The sequence below is a fragment of the Gilliamella sp. B3022 genome (assembly GCF_028751545.1).
Taxonomy (GTDB): Bacteria; Pseudomonadota; Gammaproteobacteria; order Enterobacterales; family Orbaceae; genus Gilliamella.
In genome coordinates this window covers 1,136,083-1,158,200 of the sequence record NZ_CP071867.1, presented here as the reverse complement: position 1 = coordinate 1,158,200, position 22,118 = coordinate 1,136,083, and the positions used below count along the sequence as shown (strand labels likewise).

18 protein-coding genes and 1 tRNA gene are annotated in these 22,118 nt (G+C 36.2%); 11 read left to right on the top strand and 8 right to left on the bottom strand.

All coding sequences use genetic code 11. The features are described from left to right. Nucleotides 1-122 precede the first annotated feature (122 nt). A complete protein-coding gene (gene def / locus J4T76_RS05210) occupies nt 123-635 on the top strand; it encodes a peptide deformylase (RefSeq protein ID WP_267341084.1) in 513 nt (170 codons plus the stop codon). Between the two features lie 54 nt (nt 636-689). Here def and grpE read toward each other — a convergent pair whose 3' ends face one another. Beyond that, nucleotides 690-1,274, bottom strand: a complete 585-nt coding sequence (gene grpE / locus J4T76_RS05205) for a nucleotide exchange factor GrpE (protein WP_267341083.1) — start codon at nt 1,272-1,274, stop codon at nt 690-692. 154 nt (nt 1,275-1,428) lie between these two features. Between grpE and nadK the strand changes: the two genes are divergently transcribed. Beyond that, the gene (gene nadK / locus J4T76_RS05200; protein ID WP_267341082.1) at nt 1,429-2,307 is read left to right on the top strand and encodes an NAD(+) kinase; all 879 of its coding nucleotides are present in this window, start codon (nt 1,429-1,431) and stop codon (nt 2,305-2,307) included. 78 nt (nt 2,308-2,385) lie between these two features. Here the strand turns inward: nadK and J4T76_RS05195 are convergent, their stop codons facing one another. After that, entirely contained in the window at nt 2,386-2,889 is a 504-nt protein-coding gene (locus J4T76_RS05195) for a phosphatidylglycerophosphatase A family protein (RefSeq protein ID WP_267355944.1), read from the bottom strand. Between the two features lie 98 nt (nt 2,890-2,987). Next, nucleotides 2,988-3,995 (bottom strand): ornithine carbamoyltransferase, encoded by a 1,008-nt coding sequence (argF, locus tag J4T76_RS05190; RefSeq protein WP_267345827.1) that lies wholly within the window; start codon nt 3,993-3,995, stop codon nt 2,988-2,990. Nucleotides 3,996-4,263: 268 nt separating this feature from the next. On the opposite strand from argF, the gene carA reads away from it, so the two are divergent. The 3 genes from carA to J4T76_RS05175 all read left to right on the top strand — a co-directional run bounded on the left by carA (nt 4,264) and on the right by J4T76_RS05175 (nt 8,995). Further along, on the top strand, nt 4,264-5,418 hold the full coding sequence (gene carA, locus J4T76_RS05185) for a glutamine-hydrolyzing carbamoyl-phosphate synthase small subunit (RefSeq protein ID WP_267355941.1): 1,155 nt from the start codon (nt 4,264-4,266) through the stop codon (nt 5,416-5,418). 1 nt (nt 5,419) lies between these two features. Continuing rightward, nucleotides 5,420-8,635 carry a carbamoyl-phosphate synthase large subunit gene (gene carB, locus J4T76_RS05180; protein ID WP_267355939.1) on the top strand — a complete coding sequence of 1,072 codons (3,216 nt, stop codon included), beginning with the start codon at nt 5,420-5,422 and terminating at the stop codon, nt 8,633-8,635. 283 nt (nt 8,636-8,918) lie between these two features. Continuing rightward, nucleotides 8,919-8,995: transfer RNA gene (locus J4T76_RS05175), tRNA-Met, on the top strand. A 38-nt stretch (nt 8,996-9,033) separates the two neighbouring features. On the opposite strand, the gene metF is transcribed toward J4T76_RS05175, so the two are convergent. The 3 genes from metF to J4T76_RS05160 form a co-directional block, all read right to left on the bottom strand. After that, nucleotides 9,034-9,909: a methylenetetrahydrofolate reductase [NAD(P)H] gene (metF, locus tag J4T76_RS05170; protein WP_065562711.1), complete on the bottom strand. Its 876-nt coding sequence runs from the start codon at nt 9,907-9,909 to the stop codon at nt 9,034-9,036. Nucleotides 9,910-10,007: 98 nt separating this feature from the next. Beyond that, nucleotides 10,008-12,281: a 5-methyltetrahydropteroyltriglutamate--homocysteine S-methyltransferase gene (metE, locus tag J4T76_RS05165; protein WP_267353802.1), complete on the bottom strand. Its 2,274-nt coding sequence runs from the start codon at nt 12,279-12,281 to the stop codon at nt 10,008-10,010. 184 nt (nt 12,282-12,465) lie between these two features. Continuing rightward, nucleotides 12,466-13,017, bottom strand: coding sequence for a YagU family protein (locus J4T76_RS05160; protein WP_065562709.1), 552 nt, complete (start codon nt 13,015-13,017; stop codon nt 12,466-12,468). A 346-nt stretch (nt 13,018-13,363) separates the two neighbouring features. On the opposite strand from J4T76_RS05160, the gene J4T76_RS05155 reads away from it, so the two are divergent. The 6 genes from J4T76_RS05155 (at nt 13,364) to J4T76_RS05130 (ending at nt 19,856) form a co-directional block, all read left to right on the top strand. Next, nucleotides 13,364-14,719 carry an Nramp family divalent metal transporter gene (locus tag J4T76_RS05155; RefSeq protein WP_267341073.1) on the top strand — a complete coding sequence of 452 codons (1,356 nt, stop codon included), beginning with the start codon at nt 13,364-13,366 and terminating at the stop codon, nt 14,717-14,719. A gap of 266 nt (nt 14,720-14,985) precedes the next feature. Continuing rightward, entirely contained in the window at nt 14,986-16,647 is a 1,662-nt protein-coding gene (gene recN, locus J4T76_RS05150; protein ID WP_267341072.1) for a DNA repair protein RecN, read from the top strand. 53 nt (nt 16,648-16,700) lie between these two features. Continuing rightward, nucleotides 16,701-17,927, top strand: a complete 1,227-nt coding sequence (gene coaBC / locus J4T76_RS05145) for a bifunctional phosphopantothenoylcysteine decarboxylase/phosphopantothenate--cysteine ligase CoaBC (protein WP_267355938.1) — start codon at nt 16,701-16,703, stop codon at nt 17,925-17,927. Beyond that, nucleotides 17,911-18,369 carry a dUTP diphosphatase gene (gene dut / locus J4T76_RS05140; protein ID WP_267341174.1) on the top strand — a complete coding sequence of 153 codons (459 nt, stop codon included), beginning with the start codon at nt 17,911-17,913 and terminating at the stop codon, nt 18,367-18,369. Before coaBC ends, dut begins: the two co-directional genes overlap by 17 nt. Nucleotides 18,370-18,425: 56 nt before the next feature. Next, entirely contained in the window at nt 18,426-18,959 is a 534-nt protein-coding gene (gene slmA / locus J4T76_RS05135; protein WP_443135239.1) for a nucleoid occlusion factor SlmA, read from the top strand. A gap of 60 nt (nt 18,960-19,019) precedes the next feature. Then, nucleotides 19,020-19,856 (top strand): mechanosensitive ion channel domain-containing protein, encoded by an 837-nt coding sequence (locus tag J4T76_RS05130; RefSeq protein ID WP_267341068.1) that lies wholly within the window; start codon nt 19,020-19,022, stop codon nt 19,854-19,856. 59 nt (nt 19,857-19,915) lie between these two features. On the opposite strand, the gene cysE is transcribed toward J4T76_RS05130, so the two are convergent. Both cysE and J4T76_RS05120 read right to left on the bottom strand, forming a co-directional pair. Continuing rightward, complete coding sequence (gene cysE, locus J4T76_RS05125) at nt 19,916-20,692, bottom strand: serine O-acetyltransferase (protein ID WP_416380286.1); 777 nt, start codon at nt 20,690-20,692, stop codon at nt 19,916-19,918. Between the two features lie 174 nt (nt 20,693-20,866). Further along, nucleotides 20,867-22,102, bottom strand: coding sequence for an oligosaccharide MFS transporter (locus J4T76_RS05120; RefSeq protein ID WP_267341066.1), 1,236 nt, complete (start codon nt 22,100-22,102; stop codon nt 20,867-20,869). Between the last annotated feature and the right edge of the window lie 16 nt (nt 22,103-22,118).

Here is a 22,118-nt window from a genome sequence, read left to right as displayed (position 1 = left end):
TTTTGAATCGATAAGATAAATACTACTAATAGCCAACAAGGGCTATTCAACGACATGATAAATGTTTACAATGATTAACAAACTGAACAAACCTAATTTTTGAGGAGTAAATCGAAGAATTTATGGCTATTTTACCGGTATTACGTTTCCCTGATGAGCGACTCCGCAAAGTTGCTAAACCTGTCACCGAATTTTCACCAGAGTTACAAACAATCATAGATAATATGATTGAAACTATGTATGCCGAAAAAGGCATTGGCCTTGCATCAACTCAAGTAGATATTCATGAGCAAATTATTGTGATTGATGTATCTGAAGATAAAAGCCAACTTTATGTGATTATTAATCCTGAAGTAATCAGTAAAGAAGGAGAAACAGGAATTGAGGAGGGTTGCCTATCAATACCGGATTGTCGTGGGTTTGTACCAAGAGCGGAGAAAATTAAAATCAAAGCACTTGATCGTAATGGCAATCCTTATGAGATTGATGCCGATGAACTACTTGCAATCTGTATCCAACACGAAATGGATCATTTAAAAGGTAAATTATTTGTGGATTACCTTTCACCATTAAAACGTCAACGAATTGAACAAAAGATGAAAAAACTGACGCGCGAAGAACAACGTAATAAATAAAATTAACCGCCATAAATGGCGGTTAAACCATCTACCAAATGTATAGCAACGATATTATTTAGCAACAATAACCATCGCAGGGCGAATCAACCGACCATTTAAAGTATAACCTTTTTGGATAGTATTAACGATTTGTCCTGATTGATGTTCCGGTGATTCAACCATACTAATGGCTTGGTGAACATCAGGATTTAATTGCGAATCTTCAGTGCTGACTACTTCAATACCGAATTTTTTGACCGTATCTAAGAATGATTTTAATGTCAGTTCTAATCCTTCAACTGTTGCTTGATGTTCCGGATTATTTTTATCTGTAGATAATAATGCACGTTCTAAATTATCGATAACTGGCAATAGTTCATTTGAAAACTTTTCCAAAGCAAACTTACGAGCTTTATCGACATCTTGCTCAACACGTTTTCGGACATTATCAATTTCAGCTCGTGCACGAATCATGGCTTCACTTTCATTTTTTTTAGCTAATTGTAACGCTTGTTCAAGCTCGGCAATTCGGACATCTTTTGCTTTCAATTGCGCTTCAAAATCTGGTTGATCTGACGCTTGTTGTTCTGTTATTTCTTCTGTTTGTGTGTCAATGTTAGCATCATTTTCTGACATATTTTTATCTTGTTCTGTCATAAGGTACTCCAAATGTAGTCGAAAACTTAATGAATAACGGTTATTATGGGGACAATTTTTATTATTACAAGCTTATGAGTAGATTGATATGTATTTTTTTATTTTTTACCGAAAAAAATACAGGTGTTTATGAAAAATAAAGCAAGGATATTTTATGGACACACCATTTAAATGTATTGGCCTAATTGGACTTCCACGTAAATTAGAAGCAATTGAAACTCATCAAGTGCTTTATGATTGGCTGATTAAACTCGGTATTCATGTATTAGTCGAAGATAGATTAGCCGAATATATCCAATTTCCAGTGAGTCATTATGCCTCATTAGAAACAATTGGTGAACAAGCTGATTTGGCTATTGTGGTTGGTGGTGATGGCAATATGTTACGATCAGCACGATATTTATCCCACTATAAAATCAAAGTAATTGGCGTTAATCGTGGCAATTTAGGCTTTTTAACCGATATTTCTCACGAACAAGTAATAGAACAATTAAGCCCTGTTATTGCCGGTGAGTATGACGATGATCCTCGTTTTTTACTGGAAGTCTCTATCTATGATAATGGCAAAATGATTAACTCGGGTTTTGCTGTAAATGAGATTGTCATCACCCCTAATACTGTCGCCCATATGATTGATTATGATGTATATATTAATGAGCGCAATGCTTTTTCACAGCGCGCTGATGGGTTAATTATAGCAACACCTACGGGCTCTACTGCTTATTCTCTATCAGCAGGAGGACCTATTTTAGCACCACATCTAGACGCCTTAATAATTACGCCGATGTTTCCACATTCATTAGCGGTCCGACCATTAGTGATAAAAGGAGACAATCCTATTCATTTAAAATTTCCAACTACTGCTCTGGATTTAAATGTTGCTTGTGATAGCCAAATTATTTTACCAGTAAAGCCTTCGCAAGATGTCATTATCCGCCGTTCTTTATATGAATTTAATTTAATTCACTCTAAAGATTACGACTATTTTAATAATCTTTCGACTAAATTGGGCTGGTCACAAAAAATGTTTTAATTAATGTTTTCACTCACTACTCAAGTAGGATATAAAAGCGATCCTATTTAGAGAAGTTTTTAAAATTGGCACCACAAATCATATTTTTATTAACAATGCCATCACGTGAACTGTCATGGATGAAAAGATAGCTGCTATTACATCATCGACCATAATACCAAAACCGCCCGGCACACACTTATCAAACCAACGAATAGGCCAAGGTTTTGCCATATCAAACAATCTAAATGCGACAAAAGCAATCGTCACCCATAGTATTGAAAATTGAGGAATGAAATACAGCGTTATCCACATACCGACAAATTCATCCCAAACAATATGACCCGAATCATGAGTATGGGTATCATCCGACGTTTTTTGGCAAAGATAACAACCAAACACAAACGTCACTAAAATAAAAACCCAATATAAAACCGGTTGTAAACCCCAAAATAAAAGCCACAGTGGTATCGCCATTAATGATCCCATAGTACCAGGCATAATGGGTGATAGCCCACTGCCCAATCCGACCGCTAAAAAATGAATTGGATTTGTGAGTTTTAGGTATTTTTTAAAATCTTTATTGCGTGCTTGTTTCGTCATTCTGATGATAATCGGTTGATAAAATTATGTCGACTTGAGGTCGGCAAAAAGTTTGCTTAGCTAACTCTAGCTAGCACTAATAATATTTAGCTATATTATTAGTCTTTAGCTAAGGTTGCAACCATTACTGCTTTGATCGTGTGCAGGCGGTTTTCGGCTTCATCAAAAACGATGCTATGTTTAGATTCAAAGACTTCATTTGTCACTTCTAAGCCATTTTTCAAACCGTACTGGGCAGCCATTTGTTGACCTACTGTGGTATTCATATCATGGAAAGCCGGTAAGCAATGCATAAATTTAACATTTGGATTCTCTGTTAATTTGACTACATTTTGATTGACTTGGTATGGGGTTAATAATTTCACTCGCTCATCCCACACTTCTTTCGGTTCGCCCATGGAAACCCATACATCGGTATAAAGAAAATCAACACCTTTCACACCTTCAGTGACATCTTCAGTTAAAACGATTTTAGCGCCTGTTGTTTTAGCTATCTCTTGGCACTTTTGAACAAGCTCTGATTCAGGTTGGCACGCTTTGGGCGCCACGAGTCGGATCTCCATACCCATCAAGGCTGCGCCTTCCATTAACGAATTGCCCATGTTATTACGGGCATCGCCTAAATAAGCAAATTTAACGCTATTAAGTGGGCGCTCACCGATATGCTCTTTCATGGTCATAAAATCTGCTAAAATTTGCGTTGGATGCGCTTCAGTCGTTAAACCATTCCAAACCGGCACACCGGCATATTTTGCTAAAGTTTCAACAATATTTTGCCCATAACCTCGATACTCAATCCCGTCATACATGCGACCCAGTACTCTTGCTGTGTCGGCAATCGACTCTTTATGTCCAATTTGGCTACCACTTGGCCCTAAATAGGTGACTTGTGCGCCTTGATCAAAAGCACCAACTTCGAATGCACAGCGAGTACGGGTGGAGTCTTTTTCAAAAATAAGCACAATATTTTTACCCGTTAAATATTTTTCTTCATTTCCTTGCTGCTTTGCTTGTTTTAGTTCAATAGCCAAATTTATTAATTGATTGATTTCATCAGGAGTAAAATCAAGTAAGCGTAAAAAGTGACGTTGATAAAAACCGTACATAATATGGCTCCTAGTATCGTAAATATTTACACGATTCTATTTGAATAATTATGCAAATACAAGTTAAGTATTAAAATAACCCTCACATTTTATCTTCTCTTTATGAAAATCTCAAAAATTAGACTTAATCATTAAAATTATTTTTATAATATTGCTTTTTTTGTATAAAAAAGTGTAATAAAATGCCAATTACTGTATCTTCACAAACAAGTAAAATTGAATTTTTATTCATAAATAATGACGACTTATTCAAAAGGTCTTTTTAATCATGCAAACTTATGCCCTCCTTATATTACAAGACGGTTCACAATTTATCGGTAAATCAATCGGTGCTGATGGAGAAACTGTTGGTGAGGTTGTTTTTAATACCTCAATGACCGGTTATCAAGAAATACTCACCGACCCTTCCTATTGCGAGCAATTGGTCACGTTAACTTACCCCCATATAGGTAATGTCGGCACTAACAATGCCGATGCTGAATCTAATCAAGTTTATGCAAAAGGGCTGATTATTCGTGATTTACCACTATTAGCCAGCAATTATCGCAATGAGCTCGATCTATCGAGCTATTTAAAACAGCATAATGTTATTGCCATTGCTGATATTGATACTCGTCGTTTAACTCGAATCTTGCGTGAAAAAGGGGCTCAGCATGGCGTGATTATCACCGCAAACGATAGAGAAACTTTACTTGAAAAAGCCGATACCGCTAAACAAATAGCGATCGATTTTAAAGGATTATCCGGACTGGACTTAGCCCAAAAAGTCACCTGCACAAAAAGCTATTTGTGGACACAAGGTGTATGGACAAGAGAGCAAGAACAGCCAGCAGCAAAAAACGCCTTGCCTTATCATGTTGTGGCTTATGATTTTGGCATAAAACGTAATATCTTACGGATGTTAGTTGAACGGGGTTGTAAATTGACCATTGTTCCGGCCAAAACCCCTGCGCAGGAGGTATTAGCATTAAATCCTGACGGTATATTCCTATCAAATGGTCCAGGTGATCCGGCACCTTGTACTTATGCCATTGATGCTATAAAACAGTTTTTAACGACAGATATTCCAGTATTTGGCATCTGTTTAGGGCATCAACTGTTAGCGTTGGCTTGTGGTGCAAAAACCATAAAAATGAAGTTTGGACATCATGGCGGCAATCATCCGGTTAAAGATCTTGAAAATAATCGAGTTATGATTACCGCCCAAAATCATGGTTTTGCCGTTGATGAAATGAGTTTACCGACTCACTTACGTGTGACGCATAAATCACTGTTCGACGGTTCGCTACAAGGCATTCATCATAATCAAAAACCGGCTTTTAGCTTTCAAGGCCACCCCGAAGCGAGTCCCGGGCCTCACGATGCCGCCCCACTATTTGATCACTTTATCGAATTAATTAAAATTTATAAGCAGGAGCAATAACATGCCTAAGCGAACAGATATTCATAGCATTCTCATTATTGGCGCCGGCCCAATTGTTATTGGTCAAGCCTGTGAATTTGATTATTCCGGCGCTCAAGCTTGTAAGGCTCTGCGTGAAGAAGGTTATCGGGTTATTTTAGTCAATTCTAACCCTGCCACCATTATGACCGATCCAGAAATGGCGGATGCCACCTATATTGAGCCGATTGATTGGACAACGGTGAGTAAAATTATTGAACAAGAAAGACCCGATGCCATTTTGCCCACCATGGGCGGACAAACAGCGCTCAATTGTGCGTTAGAACTGGATAAAAGAGGCATTTTAAAACAATTTAATGTCGAGATGATCGGCGCCACAGCTGATGCAATTGATAAAGCTGAAGATCGCAAACGTTTTGATCAAGCCATGAAAAAAATTGGTCTTGATACTGCCCGTTCCGGCATTGCTCACTCATTAAAAGAGGCTTATGCCGTACTTGAACAAGTTGGCTTTCCTTGCATTATCCGCCCTTCTTTTACTATGGGAGGAACCGGTGGCGGGATTGCTTATAACACTCAAGAATTTGATGAAATTTGTACCCGAGGACTTGATCTGTCACCCACCAATGAACTCCTCATTGATGAGTCATTAATTGGTTGGAAAGAGTATGAAATGGAAGTGGTACGAGATAAAAATGATAACTGCATCATCGTCTGTTCGATTGAAAATGTTGACCCTATGGGCATTCATACCGGGGATTCAATTACCGTTGCGCCAGCTCAAACACTAACGGATAAAGAGTATCAAATCATGCGTAACGCATCGATAGCGGTACTTCGTGAAATTGGCGTTGAAACAGGTGGTTCGAATGTACAATTTTCGGTTGATCCTAAAACCGGACGCTTAATTGTGATTGAAATGAATCCAAGGGTATCACGCTCATCAGCATTAGCATCTAAAGCAACCGGTTTTCCAATCGCAAAAATTGCGGCCAAACTTGCGGTTGGCTATACCCTTGATGAGCTATCTAATGATATTACCGGAGGTAAAACGCCAGCGTCATTTGAGCCTTCGATCGACTATGTAGTGACAAAAATACCCCGCTTTAATTTCGAAAAGTTTGCCGGGTGTAATGATCGTCTAACAACTCAAATGAAATCAGTGGGTGAAGTGATGGCTATTGGGCGGACTTTTCAAGAATCATTACAAAAAGCGCTACGAGGGCTTGAAGTCGGTGCTTGTGGTTTTGATCCGAAAATTGACAATTATGATGATGAAAAAAATCTCAGCAAAATACGTTATGAACTGCAAGAAGCGGGCGCTGAACGAATTTGGTATATTGCTGACGCTTTTCGAGCCGGCTTTAGTTTAGATGAAATTTTTACATTAACGAATATCGATCGCTGGTTTTTAGTGCAGATTGAAGAACTTATCAGCCTTGAAAACCAACTAAAATCGCAATCATTCGCTAGCCTAAATTCAGAATCATTATGGCAACTTAAGCGTAAAGGTTTTTCAGATTTACGTATTGCTAAACTGCTTAATGTTAAAGAACAAGACGTTCGTGATCGACGAAACCAATACGATATCCATCCTGTATATAAACGAGTTGATACCTGCGCAGCAGAGTTCTCGACCGATACAGCTTATCTTTACTCAACCTATGAACAAGAGTGCGAAGCTAAACCACAATTCATTCGCCCGAAGATTATGATATTAGGCGGTGGACCGAATCGGATTGGGCAAGGTATTGAGTTTGATTACTGTTGTGTACATGCAGCGCTGGCGCTCCGTGAAGACGGTTATGAAACAATTATGGTTAACTGTAATCCGGAAACGGTATCTACCGATTATGATACCTCAGATCGACTCTACTTTGAGCCAGTCACACTGGAAGATGTGCTTGAAATTGCTCATGTGGAAAAACCAAATGGCGTAATCGTACAATACGGCGGGCAAACACCATTAAAATTAGCCAGAGCGCTTGAAGTCGCTGGGCTACCGATTATTGGTACCTCGCCAGATGCGATAGATCAAGCTGAAGATCGCAAACGTTTTCAGTCGATTGTCGATAAGTTAAAGTTAAAACAGCCAGTTAATGCAACGGTTACCGATATTGAAGATGCGGTGATTAAAGCAGAACAAATTGGCTATCCATTAGTGGTCAGACCGTCTTATGTGCTTGGTGGTCGAGCAATGGAAATTGTGTATAACGAGCAAGATTTAAGACGTTATTTTAAAACCGCAGTCAGTGAATCGAATAATGCTCCCGTACTACTTGATCACTTTTTAGATGATGCTATTGAAGTTGATATTGATGTGATTGCCGACGGCGAGCAAATCGTAATTGGCGGCATTATGGAGCATATTGAACAAGCGGGTATTCACTCGGGTGACTCAGCTTGTTCATTACCAACATATACTTTAAGCCCGGAAATTTTAGATCAACTGCGCAAGCAAGCTAAACAGTTAGCGTTAGAACTTAATGTAAAAGGGCTTATGAATGGGCAATTTGCCGTCAAAGATAACCAAATTTATTTGATTGAAATCAACCCTCGAGCCGCTCGCACCGTGCCATTTGTGTCGAAAGCTACCGGTTTGCCATTAGCGAAAATCGCTGCACGAGTTATGACCGGGCAATCACTGGCTAAACAAAATATCACCAAAGAAGTCATACCGCCTTATTACTCAGTAAAAGAGGTGGTATTACCGTTTAATAAATTTAGTGGCGTTGACCCAATTTTGGGGCCTGAAATGCGTTCAACCGGTGAAGTGATGGGAATTGGTAATACCTTTGCCGAAGCCTTTGCCAAAGCACAACTTGGTAGCTTATCAAGTATGAAAAAATCGGGAAAAGCTTTGCTATCTGTTCGTGATCAAGACAAAACTCGCTTGTTAGCGATCGCTAAACGATTAATTGCGCATGGCTTTAGTATTGATGCTACTTTTGGCACCGCTAAGGCATTACAACAAGCAGGCATACCCTGCCAAATGGTAAAAAAAGAGAACGAAGGGCGCCCCAATATTCATGACCATATTAAAAATGGCGAATATAGCTATATTCTCAATACCACATCTGGACGGGCTGCTATTGAGGCATCGAAAATCCTACGCCGTAGTGCTATTCAATATAAAGTTCATTACGATACCACGATGAATGCGGCTTATGCCACAACGTCGGCGCTTGATTATGATCCAGCTCATAGCGTGAAACCATTACAGGCACTTTATCAATAGAGACGAGTAAAGCTCGTCTCTTTTCACTAATCTGGTTTACGGTGTCGTACAAATAAGATCTCTTATTCACCTGAAAAAATATTTCTTTTTCTTTTGAACTATTTTATCTAATTAGGAGAGTTTGAGCATAATCAACGATAATTAATGTAAAAAATATTGAGGAGTGTATACCGTTTCGTACAAAAATCATCCTTATTTGTTAAGGAATGTGTAAAAATAGGCCGTTTAGGCTAGAAGGGTATTGCTTTATTATTTTATTACTATAATATAGCCACCTCTTTGACGCGGGGTGGAGCAGCTTGGTAGCTCGTCGGGCTCATAACCCGAAGGTCGTTGGTTCAAATCCAGCCCCCGCAACCAATTCTTCTAAAATCTATTTTAAATTATTCTTAATAAAACTATTCTGACTTTGGTACTGCAAGTAGCGTTGATACCGCTTCACTAATTCTTCTAGCGATATAGCTATTATTCATGGTGTACAAATGGATACCGTCAACATTTTGTGAAACTAAATCAACAATCTGATCGATAGCATAAGCAATACCGGCGTCACGGAACGCATCAGGGTGATGCTCGTATTTCTCCATCATCTGTTTGAATTTCTTCGGTAGATTTACGCCACACATCGATACCATACGTTCAATTTGGTTTTTGTTCGTTACCGGCATAATCCCTGCTTCAATTGGTACATTAATTCCCATATCACGGGCTTTGTCTAAGAAAGTATAAAAATAGTCATTATCAAAAAATAGCTGTGATATGAGTTGATCTGTTCCTGCACTCACCTTTTCTTTTAAATGTATTAAATCTTGTTTTAGCGTTGATGCTTCAAGATGTCCTTCAGGATAACAGGCCCCAATCACATTAAAATCACCATTTTCTTTAATAAATGAAACCAGCTCGCTGGCATAGCGAAAATCATCTTTAGGTGTAACTGTCGGGCTAATATCACCACGCAAAGCAAGCACATTATCGATACCGGCACATTTAAGATCATGAAGAATTTTCTGCATTTCTGCTTTATCAAAATTAATTCCCGGCAAATGAGCAACACTTTCAATGCCATAAGTATGTTTGACAGCGTGGGCGATATCAATTGTCGTTTGACCATTCAAACTACCACCTGCGCCATAAGTAACACTGATAAAATCAGGTTTGAAGTAACCAAGTTCACGCAATGTGCTATAGATTGTCTCTAAAGGTGACGTTTTTTTAGGGGGAAAAACTTCAAAAGAGAACACGGTTTTTTTATTAAAGAGTAAATTTGTTTTCATCTGTATCATCCATTGGTGTGATTACTATTATCCTTACTGACATTTCCGCCGCCAAAATCGGCGGCGGAAATTAAGGTAAAGCAAATTAATTAACGCTGTTAATTAAGTGTTTTTCGAACTTCTAATGTTGCTTGAACTAAATGTTCTAAACTTGCAACAACTTCTTTCTCACCACGAGTTTTTAAACCACAATCCGGATTAATCCAAAGTTTTTGCTTGTCAATTTTTGCCAGTAACTTCTCAATTGTTGCTTTGATTTCAGCAACCGGTGGTACACGTGGTGAATGGATATCATAAACACCCGGTCCAACTTCCGTTTTAAAATTATTGGCTTTAAGCACATCAATCAATTGTAGATTAGAACGTGATGCTTCAAATGAAATCACATCAGCATCCATGGCATCGATATCTTTAATAATGTCAGCAAATTCGCTATAACACATATGTGTATGAATTTGTGTATCAGCTTGTACTTTGCTGTGCACTAGTCTAAATGCCGGAATAGCCCAATCCAGATATTCACTATTCCAATCAGCTTTACGTAATGGTAATTTCTCTTTTAACGCTGCTTCATCAATTTGGATGACTTTAATGCCGGCCGCTTCAAGATCTAACACTTCATCACTGATTGCTAAACCAATTTGGAATACTGACTCTTTTTGTGAAATATCTTCACGAGGGAACGACCAGTTAAGGATCGTCACAGGGCCAGTTAACATGCCTTTAACGGGTTTGTCAGTTAGGCTTTGTGCATATTGTGAATATTCAACGGTAATTGGTTTAGAGCGTGAAATATCACCCCATACAATTGGTGGCTTAACACAACGAGTACCATATGATTGCACCCATGCTTTTTCAGTAAAGACAAAACCATTTAAGCTTTCACCAAAATACTCAACCATGTCATTACGTTCAAATTCGCCGTGAACTAACACATCAATACCAATCTGTTCTTGAAGCTTGATGCATTCTGCAATTTTTTGTTTGTTAAACTCGGTATATTCATTTAAACAAATTTCACCTTTCTTGAATTTTGCACGGTTTAAACGTACATCAGGTGTTTGCGGAAATGAACCAATCGTTGTTGTAGGTAATAATGGCAAATTAAAGGCTTTTTTCTGTGCTGCTTCACGTACTGAAAATTCTGGTAGACGGGTAAAATCAGACGCTTTTAAAGCCGAAACTTTTTGACGTACCGTTTGATTTGCTCCTTCACGCTCACGCGTAAATAGGGTTTGATTTGCTTTGTAAGCCGGACTATTTTCAAAATTCGAGTCTTTGACTAATTCACCAAGTTCAGCTAACTCTTGTAGTTTTTCTTGGGCAAAAGCAAAATAAGCTCGTTGTTGAATCGTTAATTTAGTTTCGTTTTGTAATGTATAAGGTACATGCAGTAACGAACAGGAAGTATTAATCACAATGTTTGCCGCTTTTTGCTTAATTTTTGCGACTAATTCCAATGTTTTTTTATAATTATTTTTCCAAATATTTTTACCATTTACCACACCAGCAAATAACACTTTATCAGCCGGGAAACCATGACTTTCAAGTAATGCTAAGGATTGTTTACCTTCAACAAAATCAAGTCCGATACCGTCAAATGGTAACGCCACTAATTGTTGGTAACAATCACGCACATCGCCAAAGTAAGTTTGTAAAACCACTTTGGTTGTACCTTTAACGGATAAAATTGACTGATAAAGCTCATTGAATAAAGCGATATCTTCATGAGTTAAATCCGTCACTAAAATTGGCTCATCAATTTGTATCCACTGCGCACCAAGTGCAGTAAATTTCTGAATAATTTCTTGATAGGCTTTAATAATATCGGCTTTAAAATCAACTAGCTGTTTATTACCTAAATACTGTGCTAATTTGAAAAAGGTTAATGCGCCAATCACAACCGGTTTGGTTTGAATACCTAATGCTTTGGCTTCTTGATATTCGTCAAAAGGTTTGGTACTGGCTAGTTTTATTTGTAGTGAATCTTCAATTTCTGGCACTAAGTAGTGGTAATTAGTGTTAAACCATTTTTTCATTGCCAGCGCTCGCACATCACCTTTTTCACCTTGATAACCACGCGCCATGGCAAAATAACGATCGAGTTCAGGTAAGCCTAAATCTTGATAACGTTTAGGGATAACATTCAGTAAACAGGCCGTATCTAATACTGCATCATAAAATGAAAAGTCATTAGATGAGATTAAAGCAATTTTATGTGATGCTTGTTGTTGTAGATGTTCAGCACGTAGGGCTTTTGCTTCATTTAATAATTCAGCTTGGGTTTTGTTACCTTTAAAATAAGCTTCGGTTGCAAATTTAAGCTCACGAAGTTTACCAACACGAGGATATCCAATAACTGCAGTATTCATTTTCTTTTCCTTATTTAGCATTTAGCACTTTTCTTTAGTGGTTAAAAAGATAGCAAAAAAAAATGTTATTGAATAATTCTAGTTTTTTATCAAAAGATATAGTTTTTAGCTATATCAAAAGGTATAAAAAAATCCCTCTGTTTTTCAACAGAAGGATTGAAACAGATGAAAATTAATAAACTAACTACTGGCGCCATTCGCCACGGATTGGTCTTGAAAAATGAGCAAGCACAGCGATCATACAGATTTCGATCGATACACCCCAATAGATATGCCCTAAAATTTCACTCCAAAGTTCATAACCATTTAGGTTCCATAACCAACCAACGGTGCCTTGCGGATCATAAGCGGGATGACGAAAACCTAATAGCGGAATTAAAAAACCGTGCATCATAACGGTAATGATAATGCCATAAAATGCACCATACCATAATCGAATATTATTCCAGAAGTAGGCAATAAATACATAAACGAAGGCAAAGGCAAAACTAAACAACCAGTGATAAAGTGTTACTGCGCCCGAAACGATTGCCGTTTGGTAAACATAATCAAGTGAATGAGAATTAATGCCTAACCAACCGAGCCATGCATCAATGTGTGCCGCAGGTGGTGAAATTTCCCCAGGAACACGAGGAGGCATATTAACTTCAGAACCCCATTTAACCAGTGCGCTAATGAATCCACCAATCAGAGTAGTCCAAACAATAATTTGACGATTTATTTTATTTCCAAACATTTGAGCGATTCCTTACTATATTTAATAGTTATTTAATAGAATTTTAAATGAGAATACATAATAAATTAGATAAAATAAGTTCTACTTAAAACCTATAGGATACATTGTACAATTTTTTGTTTGTTGAAAACAAATGACCCTGTTTTGATATAATTTTGAAAAATGAAATAGTATCTATTTTAATCAATCATAATAGGTATAGCCATACCAAAATATAAACTCAAATAAAATAAATAATATATAATTTTAAGTCTAAATAATACACATTACAGAAATAATTATTTTCAATTGATAATGATTCTCATTACCATATATAATGCCACTATGTTAGTTTAGAGGTTGAATTATGTTAAAAATATCCACAGTAAGTTTAGAAGAGATCAATAATACCATTCATATCCCCAATCCTAATGCGGGTTTTCTCCGAAAACTGTGGGCTTTTTCTGGTCCGGGTGCTTTAGTTGCGGTTGGTTATATGGATCCAGGAAACTGGATCACGTCAATTCAAGGTGGTGCGCTTTATAGCTATTTATTACTATCTGTAATACTCATTTCTAGCTTAATTGCAATGCTTCTTCAGGCAATGTGTGTGAAAATAGGCGTGGTGACAGGCATGGATCTTGCTCAAGCAACGAAATCAATGGTTGGAAAAAAAGTATCTTTGTGTTTATGGTTTTCGACTGAATTAGCTATCATTGCCACAGAAATTGCCGAAGTCATTGGCAGCGCAGTAGCCTTAAATCTTTTATTTGATATTCCATTATTAATCGGAGTGTTATTAACGGTTTTTGATGTAGCTATCCTTTTAATTTTAATGAGATTTGGTTTCAGGAAAATTGAAGCCATCGTCTTTTGCTTAATTGCGACAATCTTTATCATTTTCGTTTATGAAGTTTTAAGAGCTTCTCCCGAACTTAGTGATATTATAAATGGATTTATCCCTAGGAGGGATATTTTTACTGCCTCAATCAAAGGACATGATTCAGCCTTAGTTATTGCACTTGGTATTGTTGGTGCAACTGTTATGCCACATAATTTGTATCTGCATTCATCTATCGTTCAAACAAGAAAATACAATAGACAAAACAGAGTGAGCCTAAAAGAGGCGATTAAATATGCAACGATTGATTCAAATATACAATTGTCATTTTCATTTATCATAAATTGTCTGTTATTAATTCTTGGAGCATCCCTTTTTTATGGCAATAATCCCGACGATCTTGGTCGATTTACCCAACTTTATGATGCTTTGAAAGATCCTCATATGGTTGGTCCTGTGGCAAGCTCAATGATGGCAACTTTATTTGCATTAGCTTTACTTGCATCAGGTCAAAATGCAACAATCACAGGCACATTAACAGGACAAATAGTCATGGAAGGATTTATTCATTTATCTATTCCTCTCTGGGCCAGACGAATAGTTAGTCGGGGATTAGCGGTTACTCCTGTAATTTTATGTATTTATATCTGGGGAGATAAAGAAAATATTGTTGAGAATTTATTAATCTATACCCAAGTCTTTTTAAGTATTGCCTTACCAATATCAATGATCCCTTTAATTTTAGTCACCTCAAATAAAAAAATCATGAAGGAATTTGTCAATAGTAAAATAACCATTATGTTAGGTTGGATAGCAACCATTTCTCTTGTATTTTTAAATCTACAATTAATTTATGAAATAATTAGTTCATTATTTTATTAACTATCGATCAAAGCCATTAATATTTTTCTGATACATGGCTTGTTTAATTTCTTTGTCTTTAATTAATCATTCACTATTATCTATATGCTTATTTATTCAACAATATAAATAAGCATTGAAAATAGATAAAATCTAGATAACACAACAATTCCATCTGGTACAGTAAAAAAATCAATATTTTATTTGAAAAACTGTATTTATTTACAGTGTTTTTATTGATATACTCGTCTTAATTTTAATCAGCTACATGTATTTATTTAATTGTTATGATAACTCAACTTACTATTAATAATTTTGCTATTGTCGATCAATTGTTAGTTGATTTTGCAACAGGAATGACTGCAATTACGGGGGAAACAGGAGCAGGGAAATCCATTGCGATTGATGCTCTAGGACTATGTTTAGGAAATCGTTCTGATGCCTCATCTATTCGCAATGGGGCAGATCGTGTAGATATTTCAGCAAGTTTTATACTTGATGATACGCCAGGTGCATATGCATGGTTGATAGAAAATCAACTTGATGAAGGTAATGAATGCATCTTACGCCGTGTAATTAATCAAGATGGTCGTTCTAAAGCATTTATCAATGGTCGAGCCGTACCCATCTCTCAACTTAAAGATATAGGACAAATGCTAATCCAAATTCATGGACAACATGAACATCAACGGCTATTACGCAGTGACCACCAGCAACTATTGTTGAATGATTATATGAATGAGCCAACTCTACTTGCGCAAATGCACCAAGCCCATAAGCATTGGAAAACCGCCTGCCAAGCTTATCAGCAATATGAAACCACACGACAAGATCGTGAGGCTCATCTGCAACTTTTACAATATCAATTAAAAGAATTAAACGAATTTTCGCCGATTGAAGGTGAATACCAACAAATCGATGAAGAATATAAACGGTTATCTAATAGTGAACAATTGATTAACCTCAGCCAACAATCAATCATGATATTAGATGAAGCTGATGAATATAATGTTACTAATTTACTTGGCAGCGTTAAAAACAGTGTGCAACTGTTATCCCATCTTGATCCAACATTAAATAATATTCTTAATATGCTTGAAGAGGCAGCAATTCAAATAAAAGAAGCCAGTTATGAACTTCGTCACTACAGCGAGAGTTTAGAGATCGACCCAGCGCACGTCATGAAACTTGAACAACGGTTATCGAAACAAATTGCTTTAGCACGCAAACATCATATCGCACCAGAGACATTACCAGAATTACATCAAAATTTACTTAATGAATTTAAAAAAATTAATCAACAAGATGAACAAGGAGAACTGTTAAAAGCAGACATTAACAAATACCATAAAATTGCGCTAGAGCTTGCCACTAAATTACACCAAAAACGAGTAACAGTAAGCAAAACATTAGCTAAGAAGGTAACGATAATTATGCATGAACTTTCTATGCCAAATGGGCAATTAAGTATAGATATCACTTTTGACGAAAATCGACTAAGTGAAAATGGGGCGGATCAAGTTACTTTTTTAGTTAGCACCAATGCAGGTCAAGTTTTACAACCGCTATCTAAAGTTGCATCCGGTGGTGAACTGTCACGTATTGCCTTAGCAATTCAAGTACTAACAGCGCAAAAAATGGATACCCCAGCATTAATTTTTGATGAAATTGATGTAGGTATTAGTGGACCAACTGCAGCTAAAGTTGGGCAGTTATTAAGGCAACTTGGAGAATCAACACAAGTTATTACCGTAACACATTTACCACAAGTCGCTGGGCAAGCAAATCAGCATTACTTTGTTAGTAAACAGACGAGTGGGAAACAAACCACAACTGATATGCAAAGATTAGATAAAAATGGTCGTTTAAATGAGCTTGCTCGATTATTAGGTGGAAATAAAATTACCGATGCAACCCTTGCCAATGCGAAAGAGTTACTTATTATCTAATTTAATTATGGTAATATAATGCCTTTAAATTTAGATGGGAGAATAGCGAGATCATGAGTCTATCTGGTAAACATATTTTATTAGGGATAACTGGTGGCATTGCTGCCTATAAATGTCCTGATCTTGTCCGTCATTTAAAAAAAGCAGGGGCACAAGTACATGTGGTACTGACTGATTCTGCAAGCCATTTTGTCACGCCAATGACACTCCAAGCGGTTTCAGGAAATCGGGTATCCAATGATCTTTTTGATCCATCAGCAGAACTTTCTATGGGTCATATTGAATTGGCAAAATGGGCTGATTTAGTATTAATTGCTCCAGCTACAGCAAATATTATCGCTAAAATGGCTAACGGTATTGCTGATGATTTATTATCAACGGTATGTTTAGCAACATCTTCCCCGATAGCTATTGCTCCAGCTATGAATCAGCAAATGTATAAAGCATCAGCAACACAGCATAATTTATCAGTTCTTACATCAAGAAATATCTTAATTTTAGGACCTGATAGCGGCTTTCAGGCTTGTGGTGATGTAGGTCCAGGACGTATGCTTGAACCCCAAGCTATTGTAGAAAAAATTAAGAATTATTTTTCCACAACATCAACACTCACCGATTTCTCAATAACGATTACCGCAGGTCCAACAATTGAAGAAATTGATCCTGTACGTTATATTAGCAACTATAGCTCGGGTAAAATGGGCTTTGCTATTGCCAAGGCTGCAGCTCAAATGGGAGCAAAAGTGACCTTAATTAGTGGCCCTGTTCATCTAGATACACCCAATAATGTCAATCGTATCGATGTGAAAAGTGCTAAACAGATGTACGAAGCAGCATTAAGTCATGCCCAAAAATCAACAATTTTTATCGCTTGTGCCGCTGTTGCAGACTATCATGTTAAAACAATTGCTACCCAAAAAATCAAAAAAACTGATGATAATAATGAATTAGTCATAAAATTGGTTAAAAATCCTGATATTGTTGCAAGTGTCGCTGCATTAAAGAATCACAGACCTTTTGTAGTCGGATTTGCTGCTGAAACCAATAATATTAAAGATTATGCACTAAAAAAATTAACGACCAAAAACCTAGATTTGATCTGTGCTAATGATGTTTCAGATCAAACGATCGGGTTTAATTCTGAGCAAAATGCATTAACTCTTTATTGGCAAAATGGTGAGCAAACGTTACCATTAAGCTATAAACAACAATTAGCATCACAGCTACTTGAAGTAGTGATAACACGATATAAAGCGAGTCATGATGAAAAGAAAAATTGATATTAAAGTATTAGACAAACGTTTAGGTAATCAATTTCCACTGCCAACATATGCAACTGAAGGATCTGCAGGTATTGATTTACGAGCCATGTTTGATGAAACTACTGAAATTAAACCAGGTGAAACCATTTTAACTCCAACGGGTTTATCAATGCATATTGCCGATCCAAACTTAGCAGCATTGGTGCTACCTCGTTCAGGCTTGGGATCAAAAAATGGTATTGTACTTGGTAATCTAGTTGGTTTAATTGATTCGGATTATCAAGGCCAATTGTTTGTTCCTGTTTGGAACCGCAGTCAAACACCTTTTGTTATTGAAGCTGGCGATCGTATTGCCCAATTAATTATTGTACCTGTTGTACAAGCAGAATTTAATATTGTTAATGAATTTACTCAGTCAGCTCGTGGCGAAGGTGGATTTGGGCATTCAGGTAAAAAATGATTGTGAACAACAAAAACAAAAATCGCAAAGAAGATATCTTACAAGCATTAGCAACCATGCTTGAATCCAATGAAGGTACACAGCGAATAACTACCGCCAAATTAGCTGCGACGGTTGGTGTTTCTGAAGCGGCGCTGTATAGACATTTTCCAAGCAAAACAAAAATGTTTGAAAGTTTAATTGTTTATATTGAAGATATCTTATTATCACGCATTAATATAATTATACAAGATGAGCAAAATACCTTTACTCGTTTAAAACTTATCCTAGCATTAATTTTAGGTTTTTCTGAAAAAAACCCAGGATTAACCAGAATTATGACAGGACATGCTTTGATGTTTGAGCAAGAACAATTGCAAGAACGTATTAGTCAACTCTTTGAGCGAATCGAAATACAGATAAAGCAAGTTATACGAGAAAAGAAGATTCGTGAAGGTATTGCTTTTACTACGGATGAACGCATTTTAGCTAGCCAATTACTTGCTTTTTGTGAGGGTATGATGGTTCGTTATTCTCGTTCAGGTTTTAAATATCTACCTACAACTAATTTTGATACTCGCTGGACATTATTAGCTAGGCAGCTCGTTTGATCTGTCTTATAGCGAGATATTTTCATATAATGCCGATTATCGATTAATAAGGATAATTAAATGAATTTTAGAGATTTAATAAATAATTCTATTTTTATTATAGAAAAATATGATGGCATAGTATTTAGTTATATTGCTCATTTTTGCTTTGCCATTCTCATTTTTATCATTGGACGAACCATTGCTAAATTTGTAGCTCGTCAATTCAGAAAAATATTAACGAATCGTCATGTTGATCCAACAGTAGTGAAATTTGTAAGTTCTTTATCCTATTACGCTATAATTGTAATGACACTGGTGGCCGTTTTAGGACAACTTGGCGTTCAAACAGCATCAATTGTTGCCATTATTGGTGCAGCAGGTTTAGCTGTTGGCTTGGCATTACAAGGTTCACTGTCTAATTTTGCTGCTGGCGTTATTTTAATTATTTTTCGCCCGTTTAAAGTTGGAGAAACCGTTATTATTAATAATCAAAAAGGGATTATTGATTCTATTCAAATTTTTTCAACATCAATTGTTACGCCAACCAACGAATTAGTGGTAATACCCAATAGTCAAGTAGTAGGTGCTAATATTATTAACTATACAAGATTACCAGAAAGACGTTTAGATTTAGTTGTTAATGTTGGATATAATTCTGATATTCAACAAGTTTATCAAGTATTAAAACAAGCTGTTGATAAAACAAGCAATATTATAACAAATAAAGAGCCGACTATTCGTTTGGATCAGTTAGATGCTTCATCAATGAATTTCAATGTTTTAGTTTGGACATCAAATGCCAATTATGGACCGGTTAAGGCTGAATTACTTGAAAATATTAAAAATGGATTAAATGAAAATGGTATTAATATTCCATATCCTACTATGGATGTAAATCTTACTTCTCAACCATAATTTTCAATTATTGCATTCCATTGTTAATCAGCAACGGAATGCAAATCACTTTGTAAAAACTAGATATCTTGATCCATATTTAATGCTGGTTTATCGCAATCAGGGCAACCAACAATTTTAGCAGGAACACCCGCTACAGTCGTATGTTTTGGTACAGATTCCAAAACGACTGAGCCTGCGCCAATTTTAGCCCCTTTTCCAATTTCAATATTACCTAAAATAGTCGAATGAGCACCAATCATCACCCCTTCACGAATTTTAGGATGGCGATCACCATTTTCCTTACCTGTACCCCCTAAAGTCACTGATTGTAAAATAGAAACATCATTTTCAATAATAACGGTTTCACCTATGACAATACCAGTTGCATGATCAAACATTACCCCACAGCCAATTTTAGCCGCTGGGTGAATATCAACACCAAACACTATCGCAATCTGACTTTGTAAAAAAATTGCCAATGACTTGCGATTTTGCCGCCAAAGCCAATGTGCGATTCGATAGGCTTGTAATGATAAAAAACCTTTATAATACAATAATGGGGTAGAATAATGGTTGGTAGCGGGATCACGAATATAAACAGCAATAATATCACCTATTGTTGACTGAATAATATTTTCATCCGCATGATAGGCTTGCCGAGCAATTTCGCGAATTTCAATAGCCGGCATAACTTGCGTTGCAAGTTTATTTGCTAAAATATAGCTTAAAGCACTACCTAAGTTTTCATGATTTAGTAAAGTAGCATGGAAATAACTAGCAAGCATTGGTTCACTTTCTACCAATTCTGATGCTTCTTGCCTTATGGTTTGCCATAACAAATCGGGCTTAATAATTGTTTTTGCATCTTCCACAATAAATCCTTATATTTAAATAGTATTGTTCACATTGTTTCTCAATCTTATGCAGGATGCAAGTTTTGTATTCATTTATCCTATTTAAAAATCAACATGGAAAGCAACGGTAACTAGTTCGATACTACATAAAACAGCAAATCGTATGGTTTAATATTATTGCTGTTTCTTTTTTTTATCATCACTTAAAGTAAATATCGCAATAATCAAAATAAATAGCACAATACTTGCCAATACATAAAATGTTGTCGAATAGCCTGTTTTATCGAATAATTTACCTACTAACCATGATAAAACAATAACACCAACATTAGATGAAATATTAAAGCCTACTAAATATAAGGTAGATGATAATCTTTCATCAAAATTACTTACCACATATTTAAACACAGCTAATATGAATAGTGGTGTTTCAATTGCATGGAATAGTTTAACTAGCGAAATCAGATAAATATTATCTAAGGTTGCTGATAATGAAATCCGGCAAATCATTACTAATGCCGCTACTAACAATGATTTTTTTGCTCCTATTTTATTAATAAAGAAAGGTGCTAAAATCATACAAGTTGCTTCTAAAAATACCTGGAATGAATTTAAATAACCATAGACTTGATAGCCATCCTCTGGTTTATCAAAAAAGCTGGTATAAAAATTTGGAAAAAGTTGTTGATCATAAATAGTATAAAAGCTGTTAGTTCCAATTATAAAAAAGACAAATAACCAAAATTTTTTCATAGCAAATAATGAAAGAATTTCACTCATGGTTGGAATGGTTGGTTTTTGTATTACGGCTTGTGTTTCACTGTTGGCAAAAAATTCTTGTTTAGGATTAAAAATTAAATTAATAATAAAATAGATAGCAGAAACAACAGATGCCATCCAAAAATTAATATGTGGATCGATACTAAATAAAATACCGGCTATAAAAGTTGCAGCCGCATAACCAAACGATCCCCAGAATCGTGCAGGACCAAATTCAAAACCAAACAATCGACTAATTCGCTCAATAAAAGAATCAATCAATGCGCATCCAGAAATAAAGCCAGCACTTAAAACTGGCGCACCAATACACACACCTAATAGAAAATCATTTCGTAATAACGGTTCATACACATAAATTAAAAACGGTCCAATGAGTATCATAACGATACTTTGAAAGGTAATGACCGCTTTGCCTATCTGTAATTTATCTTGAATGATGCCATAAAAAATCATAAAAAACATAGCAGCAGCAGAGTTAGCGGCATAAACAATACCAAGTTGCTCACCGGATAAGCCGATTTTACTTTTTAACCAAATGGCATAAAAAGACCACCAAAGAGACCAAGCAGCATAAAAGGTAATAAGATAACCTGACGAGAACCAATAATTTCTATTTTGCATCATATTCATATTTATTACTCTTATA